General features: G+C 52.8%; 4 protein-coding genes and 1 pseudogene. 1 reads left to right on the forward strand and 4 read right to left on the reverse strand.

Features of this window, described 5'->3' with window-relative positions; all coding sequences use genetic code 11:
* Positions 1-48 precede the first annotated feature (48 nt).
* Positions 49-483: a hypothetical protein gene (locus tag FJ147_27620; GenBank protein MBM4259654.1), complete on the forward strand. Its 435-nt coding sequence runs from the start codon at positions 49-51 to the stop codon at positions 481-483.
* A 94-nt stretch (positions 484-577) separates the two neighbouring features.
* Here FJ147_27620 and FJ147_27625 read toward each other — a convergent pair.
* The 4 genes and pseudogenes from FJ147_27625 to FJ147_27640 form a co-directional block, all read right to left on the reverse strand.
* A pseudogene (locus tag FJ147_27625) lies at positions 578-952 on the reverse strand (hypothetical protein).
* A gap of 48 nt (positions 953-1,000) precedes the next feature.
* Positions 1,001-1,381 carry a four helix bundle protein gene (locus tag FJ147_27630; GenBank protein ID MBM4259655.1) on the reverse strand — a complete coding sequence of 127 codons (381 nt, stop codon included), beginning with the start codon at positions 1,379-1,381 and terminating at the stop codon, positions 1,001-1,003.
* 49 nt (positions 1,382-1,430) lie between these two features.
* A complete protein-coding gene (locus FJ147_27635; GenBank protein MBM4259656.1) occupies positions 1,431-2,513 on the reverse strand; it encodes an ATPase in 1,083 nt (360 codons plus the stop codon).
* Positions 2,510-4,003, reverse strand: a complete 1,494-nt coding sequence (locus tag FJ147_27640) for a hypothetical protein (GenBank protein MBM4259657.1) — start codon at positions 4,001-4,003, stop codon at positions 2,510-2,512. The genes FJ147_27635 and FJ147_27640 overlap by 4 nt, the downstream gene beginning before the upstream one ends.
* Positions 4,004-4,208 lie beyond the last annotated feature (205 nt).

A 4,208-nucleotide genomic window follows, 5' to 3' on the forward strand; every position in this document is an offset into this window, starting at 1 on the left:
ACACCAAGTCCAAACGCGGGCCGAAGAAGCCAGTACCTCACAAACTGAGTGGCAAAAAACAAACGCACGTATCGACTGCGCGGATTCTGGCGATGCGACGGTAGTCAACCGACCTTTACAGGGATGGCCGCTCAGTCCTACCTCTGCCCGTTGCAGGCGACGGCGCAGGCGCAGCACCAGCGTGACCACCTTGCGGTTGTAGCGCTTAGCCACGCGTTTGGGCGCTTTGGGGCGACTGTCCAAGGCGTGCCAGCGCTGGTGCGCAAAGCGTTTCTTCCATTTGAAGAGCCAGGTGCGCGAGCGCGGGATCCGATGAAGAATCTCGGTCGGCGATTTGTCTTGGTCAAAGAGCCGAAAGGCCAGACGGCGATAGCGAATTTCTTCAGTATTTTTCTCGTTCATCCCACCGACAAACCAGGGGTGAGGAACAAGCAAAAGAGAGGTTTGACAGTCTCTGGAGCACCGGAGTGCGCGATGTCGTGAGACTTTTGCCCAATTAAGGAGTGCGCGATGTTATGAGACTTTTGTGTTCACGATGTTATGAGACTCGACAGTTAAGGGTTGGATCAGAAGGGGCCTCAGCAAGTTGGTAGGCTTGCGGTAAATCCATGAAACGGACAGTGAGATTATTCGTCAAGCCATAATGAATTGCTTGCCATTCTGGTGAGAAGACTGCGAATGGATAATAGACCGCTCGCTTCGGGTCATCAGGAACATAGATCAGCAAGGCCACGGGAGGCTGCATCTCTGCGTGCGCAAGAAGCGACAATACTGCCTCAGCGTCAGGCGGACCTTCGACAAGGATCACATCTGGTTTCAGCGTTGCTAACGCTTGCCGTAGGCTGCGGGCAGAGCCAGGACCGTGATGCCTGATGCCGAAGACATAGGGGTTGGGGGTTAGGGGTTGGGGGTTGGAGCTAGGGGTTGGGGATTGGGGGGTTGGGGTTGGCATAAGGATTAGAGATTCGGGTTGTTGGTAATAATAGAGACGACTTACCCATTAATCTCTTTTCGAGATAGCACTGCGTAGCGTATGCAGTTGTTTGCTTAATGACGCTGCTTGTTCGAGTAACGGAGTGACTTGGAGGGCTGATAGATACCGTAACCGACCCGCAATTTCGATTTGTGTTTGTAATTCCGCTAGGGAACCGTGCGCAATAGAGATAAAATTCAAGAACTCTTTGCTGTGTGCTCTGATATGCCCTTCGGCAATATTCGACGGAATAGAAACAGCCGCGCGTCTCATCTGGATTGTTAGACCGTACATTTCCTGGGGTGGGAATGCCTGGGTTAAGCGATACACGTGCTCAACTAAATCCATACCAGCTTGCCACACGCGTAAGTCGCGGAAGCTATGAACCTTACTATTCTTTTGATCCATTGCCTTTTCTCTTTCCAACCCCCAACCCCCAACCCCTAACCCCCAATCTCTAGTTCGAGATTTCCCGACACGCTCGGTAAAGGTCTTTCCACCCGTCCCGCTCCTTAACAACTGTCTCAAGGTACTCAAGCCACACGGTACGATCTTGCACCGGATCTTTGACCACGGCACCGACCAGACTCGCGGCGAGATCATGCGCGCGGAGTTTGCCGTCGCCAAAGTGGCCAGCGAGTGCCATGCCGTTATTCACTACGGAGATGGCTTCTGCGGTGCTGAGGGTACTGCTTGGCGTTTTCAATTTGGTTGTTCCATCTTCAGTCTTGCCATCACGCAGTTCGCGGAAGATTGTTACCACTCGACGTATTTCCGTGAGTGCCGGTGGTTCGGTTGGCAATTCAAGCGCACGGCCCATACTCTCTACGCGCTGTTGAACGATAGCGACCTCTTCCTCTGCTGTATCTGGTACAGGCAAGATCACAGTATTGAAGCGACGTTTCAACGCACTAGACAGTTCGTTGACTCCACGATCACGATTGTTGGCGGTCGCAATGACATTGAATCCTCTCACTGCTTGTACTTCATCGTTGAGTTCCGGTATTGGCAAGGTCTTTTCAGAGAGAATCGTGATCAACGAGTCCTGCACATCAGAGGGAATCCGCGTCAGTTCTTCTACGCGTGCAAGTTTGCCTTCTTGCATCGCTCGCATCAGGGGACTCGGTACCAAGGCGTCGCGTGATGGTCCTTTAGAAAGCAAGGTCGCATAGTTCCAGCCATAGCGAATGCTTTCTTCACTAGTACCAGCAGTACCCTGAATGAGCAGTGTGGAATCTCCGGAGATCGCGGCGGCGAGGTGTTCAGCGACCCAAGTTTTCGCCGTGCCCGGTAAGCCCAACAGCAGGAGTGCGCGGTCTGTTGCTACAGTCGCAATGGCGATCTCGATTAACCGACGACTGCCAATATATTTGGGTTGGATGACGAACCCATCATCGAGCGTGCCGCCAAGAATGTAGGTAGCCACCGCCCACGGCGAGAGCTTCCAGCTTGGTGGGCGTGGGCGATCATCGGCTTTGGCAAGTGCAGAAATTTCTTCGGTGAACTGCTGTTCGGCGTGTTGACGTAACACGGTATTCATCGATTGATCTCCTTCAACATGTCGTGACGGAATTGGAGGGTATTAAGAAACTTCTCGATCGCGGCGTTAGAGGACGCAATACCAGAAAGATTGGTGCTTATTTTCGTCGAAACAATGGGATTGATGTAGGGGGCAATCGTAGTGAGAAACGCGTTCCACCAGAAGTAATCCTTTGTCTCTCCTGGCAGATAGCGAGAGATCTGATCCCAGACGCTTTGACTGAGTTGTTCGCTCCACTGGTGATGATAATTCGAGAGAATCCAGCTTGTCGTATCTCGATTCGTGCCACTGAGGAATTCTGCTTGCAACACTTGTCGGGCGAAATGTTCTTGCCGGTTGGGTGGTAACGCACGAAAGAGCAGACCTTTGTCGCTCACACCTTGTCTAGGTAACGGTTCACTGAGAAGCGCTTCAATCCACTCGATATCACGAGAGCGCAGGGCTGCCTGTACCCAGCCTTGTAAGAACGGCTCTTGCCATTCGCTTCGTTGACTCAGCTGGATGAGAACCCCCGGTGTTTGTCCTGATTCCTGACACCAAAATGAGGGGGGAACGATCCCAATCATTTGCTGTAACCACCACGCTTTCTGGCCTTTGCCGCCTGGAGCTTTGGATTCAATCCCGTCACGAATCATAGTATCATCGCACCTCTCCGGAAGTGTCACTGTGAGTGTATCCTTGACGATCCACTTGCGAGAAATGGTAACAAGCGGACGTATGCGGTCGATCATCCGTCGGCATAAAGCCGAGTCTGGTAGGGAAGCCAGTAAGTCAACTGCGACACGACGCACTTCTTTCCGTCGATCATCCAAGGCGGATTCAAGAAATGACTCATCAGCGAGACCGAGGTTGGTGCGAAGCGCCTCAAGAAACGTCGCTCGATCTTCTGGAGTTTCCTGTTGCCAGTTGGCAGCAAGAAGTTCGCGGGCTTGTTGTGGGTCGGTCGACCGCAGCTTTTGCAAAAACTCCAATCGTGCGGCAAGATTTCCTGTCTCCCACGCTGACGCATTAGTTGTACTGGCGACGTAATTCCACGCGGGATTTTGTTGTGCGAGCCATATGCCACGTTGGCCAAGAACTGGCAGGATTGCTGAGCGCAGCGCGGAGTGGGTCCGTCCTGCTTCGAGCAGTGCCGGGAGGTATTCCTCTGGAGCCCGACGTTGAATGGTGCTGATGGCGGTCAGCCATTCTGGAAGCACGTCTTTATATTGTCCGTTGAGCATCATCGATAAATGCTGCGCGGACAGAAGCGAGCAGGGTGCCAGAGTCTCTTCTTCACAGGGAGTCATGGTAGGCTGAACAGCGGCCGCTGCTACCCGACCTGCTCGCTCGTACAACATTACTACCGCAGCGGTGCAGAGTAAGGTTCGCTCACGATCATTCGGATCAAGTTGGGCGAAGAGCGCTCCTGTTGCGTTGTTCAATTGTGGTATCGTCAGCGCTTGGCGCTCGGTGCCGATAATGGCGGTTGTGACAATGTCTTTCCACATAATTGTTGTACGTTATCTTCCGCTGTCGTCTTGACTCCACATGCTGCATTTGCTTTGCGCAACTACGGCAGGCACAGCCTGCCCTCCCTAAGGCATGGGCAAGAATTAAGTTACCGATTAAGAGCGAGGAAGAAGCGTATAGTTCCAATCGCCATGAAACTTACCGGGTTTGATATTGAGCGCTTGAAACTCATCGTCGGAGACC

The sequence above is a fragment of the Deltaproteobacteria bacterium genome (genome assembly GCA_016874775.1).
Lineage (GTDB): Bacteria > Desulfobacterota > Binatia > Bin18 > Bin18 > VGTJ01.

What these genes read in the sequence shown, in the direction of transcription:
- FJ147_27630 (MBM4259655.1), bottom strand. Translation starts at nt 1,381, where the DNA reads ATGGATCAAAAGAATAGTAAGGTTCATAGCTTCCGCGACTTACGCGTG.
- FJ147_27635 (MBM4259656.1), bottom strand. Translation starts at nt 2,513, where the DNA reads ATGAATACCGTGTTACGTCAACACGCCGAACAGCAGTTCACCGAAGAA.
- FJ147_27640 (MBM4259657.1), bottom strand. Translation starts at nt 4,003, where the DNA reads ATGTGGAAAGACATTGTCACAACCGCCATTATCGGCACCGAGCGCCAA.